General features: G+C 67.7%; 2 protein-coding genes and 1 pseudogene. All 3 read right to left on the minus strand.

The features are described 5' to 3' along the window. Positions 1–12: 12 nt before the first annotated feature. A pseudogene (locus P2P98_RS03485) lies at positions 13–1368 on the minus strand (APC family permease); the annotation flags it as partial. Between the two features lie 280 nt (positions 1369–1648). Next, entirely contained in the window at positions 1649–3043 is a 1395-nt protein-coding gene (locus P2P98_RS03490) for an aspartate aminotransferase family protein (protein ID WP_275797268.1), read from the minus strand. Next, positions 3040–3234: Lrp/AsnC ligand binding domain-containing protein (locus P2P98_RS03495; RefSeq protein WP_275797270.1), on the minus strand; the 195-nt coding region annotated here is incomplete at its 5' end. The genes P2P98_RS03490 and P2P98_RS03495, both read right to left, overlap by 4 nt.

A 3234-nucleotide genomic window follows, 5' to 3' on the forward strand; every position in this document is an offset into this window, starting at 1 on the left:
CAGGCCCTGGCTTCAGATCTCCGAATGCGGACCGGGGAGCGTCTTGTTGACCCCGGTGACCGGCTGGTTCTCGTCGAACGAGGCGATCGGGCGCCGGAAGCCGCGTGTGAGGATCAGGAGGTAGACCACGCCGATGCCGGTCCAGATCAGACCGCCGATGAGCGCGTGCGCGTCGAGATTCACCCACAGCAGGGCCGTCAGCAGAAGACCGATACCGGGCATCACGATGTAGCGGATGACGTCGCCCGGCGTCTTGTGGAGACCCTTGCGGATGGCGAACCACGCGATGACCGAGATGTTCACGAACGAGAACGCGACCAGGGCGCCGTAGTTGATGTACGCCGCGATCTGCTCGAGGGTAAACGCGATCGCCAGCAGGCTCACGACGCCCACGATGACGATCGAGACCGTCGGGGTGTGCGTCTTGGGGTTGATGAACCCGAAGATCCGGCGGGGGAGCACGTTGTTGCGGCCCATCACCATGAGCATGCGCGAGACCGACGCGTGCGAGGCCAGCCACGACGCGAGCGTCGCGGCGAACCCGGCCGCGGTGAGCACGGCCTGCAGCACGGGTCCACCGACCTGCACGCCGATCTCGGGCAGGGTGCTGTCCTCGATCGCCTCCTGCGGGAAGGCCGTCGAGTCGGGGAAGCGCAGCTGGGTGAAGTACGCCGCGACGAGGAAGATGACGCCGCCCGCGATGAGCGTGAGCAGGATCGCGCGGGGCATGATCTTCGGGGTCTTCGCTTCCTCCGAGTACATGGACACCGCGTCGAAGCCGATGAACGAGAAGCACACGACGGTCGCTCCGGCCAGGACCGCGCCGAACTGCACCTCGCTGTGTGCGAAGGGAGCGAGCGACACCGCGGTACCGGCTCCCGCGCCGCCGACGAGCTGCACGAACACCATGACCACGAAGACCGTCATCACGAGGATCGAGAACACGAGCAGGATCATGTTGACGTTCGAGGTGCCGCGCATCGTCAGGTAGATGACCCCGGTCACGCCGGCGGTGAACACGACGACCCAGATCCAGCCGGGGACGTCGGGGAACAGCGCCTCCATGTAGCTGCGCAGGATGAGCGCGTTCACCATCGGCAGGAGCATGTAGTCGATGAGCGCGGTCCAGCCGACGACGAAGCCGACGCCGGGGTGGATCGACTCGCGCGCGTAGGTGTACGCGGAGCCGGCGCTGGGGATGACGCGGACCATCTTCCCGTAGCTGATCGCGGTGAACACGAGCACGACGAGCGCCACTGCGTACGCGGCGGGGACGACGTTGTTCGTCTTCTCGGCGACGAGACCGAAGGTGTCGAAGACGACGGTCGGGGTCATGTAGCCCAGGCCCAGGCCGACGATCGACCAGAGACCGAGGGTGCGGGCGAGCTTCGCGCCCGAGTTCGCGGGTGCCGTCGCGGCACCGAGGTTGTCGTTCGTGGCTCCTCCAAGAGGGTGCGGGTCACGACGCGGTCGTGACCGGAGATGGTGTCGGGTACAGCATCGGGAGCACCGCTCGGGGTGGGAGCGGGGGTGTCGGCGAGGGTGGTGCCGGGGAAGCGTGGGTCGGTGTCGTGATCGGGTGCGGCGGGGTGCGGCCGCGGGAGCGGGTGGGATGCCGACAGGGGTGGCGTCGGCATCCCGATCGGGGTCAGAGGCGGTTCGACGCCTCGGTGAGGACCGAGCGGAGGATCTGCTCGATCTCGGTGAACTCGGCGGGGCCGAGGGTCAGGGGAGGGGCGAGCTGGATGACCGGGTCGCCCCGGTCGTCGGCGCGGCAGTACAGGCCCGCGTCGAACAGGGCCTTCGACAGGAAGCCGCGCAGCAGTCGCTCGGACTCGTCGTCGTCGAAGGTCTCCTTCGTCGCCTTGTCCTTGACGAGCTCGATGCCGAAGAAGTACCCGTCGCCGCGCACGTCGCCGACGATCGGGAGGTCGAGGAGCTTCTCGAGCGTCGAGCGGAAGACGGGGGAGTTCGTGCGGACGTTCTCGAGCAGCCCCTCCTCCTCGAACACGTCGAGGTTCTCGAGCGCGACCGCGGCCGAGACGGGGTGTCCGCCGAAGGTGTAGCCGTGCGGGAACGAAGCGTCGCCGTGGGCGAACGGCTCGTAGATCCGGTCGCTGATGATCGTGCCGCCGAGCGGCGAGTACCCGCTCGTGACCGCCTTGGCGAACGTGATCATGTCGGGCTGGTAGTCGTATGCCGAGGCGCCGAAGTAGTGACCCAGGCGACCGAAGGCGCAGATGACCTCGTCGGAGACGAGCAGCACGTCGTATCTGTCGCAGATCTCGCGCACGCGCTGGAAGTAGCCGGCCGGGGCGGGGAAGCAACCACCCGCGTTCTGCACGGGCTCCAAGAACACCGCGGCGACCGTCTCGGGGCCTTCGAACTGGATCATCTGCTCGATGCGGTCCGCGGCCCACAGGCCGAACTCCTCGGGCGTGCCGCCGCCGAAACCGGACTCCTCGGCGCGGTAGTAGTTCGTGTTCGGCACGCGGAAGCCGCCCGGCGTCACCGGCTCGAACATGTGCTTCATCACCGGCAGCCCGGTGATCGCCAGCGCACCCTGCGTCGTGCCGTGGTAAGCGATCGCCCGCGAGATGACCTTGTGCTTGGTGGGCTTGCCCTGCGTCTTCCAGTACTGCTTGGCGAGCTTGAACGCGGTCTCGACCGCCTCACCGCCGCCGGTGGAGAAGAACACGTGGTTGAGGTCGCCGGGGGCAAGGTTCGCGAGACGCTCGGCCAGCTCGATCGCGGCGGGGTGCGCGTACGACCAGAGCGGGAAGAACGCGAGCTCCTCGGCCTGCTTCGCCGCCGCCTGCGCGATGCGGCGGCGTCCGTGCCCGGCGTTGACGACGAACAGGCCCGCGAGCCCGTCGATGTAGCGCTTGCCGGTGGAGTCGAAGATGTGGTGACCCTCGCCCTTGACGATGATCGGCACGCCGGGCCCGTCGGTCATCACCGACTGACGGGAGAAGTGCATCCAGAGGTGGTCGCGGGCCTTCGCCTGGAGGGCCGCGTCGTGGTCGGTGTCGAGCAGGGTCATCGTGTCCCCCAGTTGTAGAGCTGTCGGTGGAGCTTGAGATAGACGAACGTCTCGGTCGAGACGACGTCGGGGAGGGCGCGGACGCGATCGTTGAGCAGGTCGATGAGGTCGTCGTCGCTCTCGCAGACGACCTCGACGAGCAGGTCGAACGACCCCGCGGTGGAGACCACGTAGGTCACGCCCGGGAGTTC

It is taken from the genome of Microbacterium sp. Kw_RZR3, from assembly GCF_029222405.1.
Taxonomy (GTDB): Bacteria; Actinomycetota; Actinomycetes; order Actinomycetales; family Microbacteriaceae; genus Microbacterium.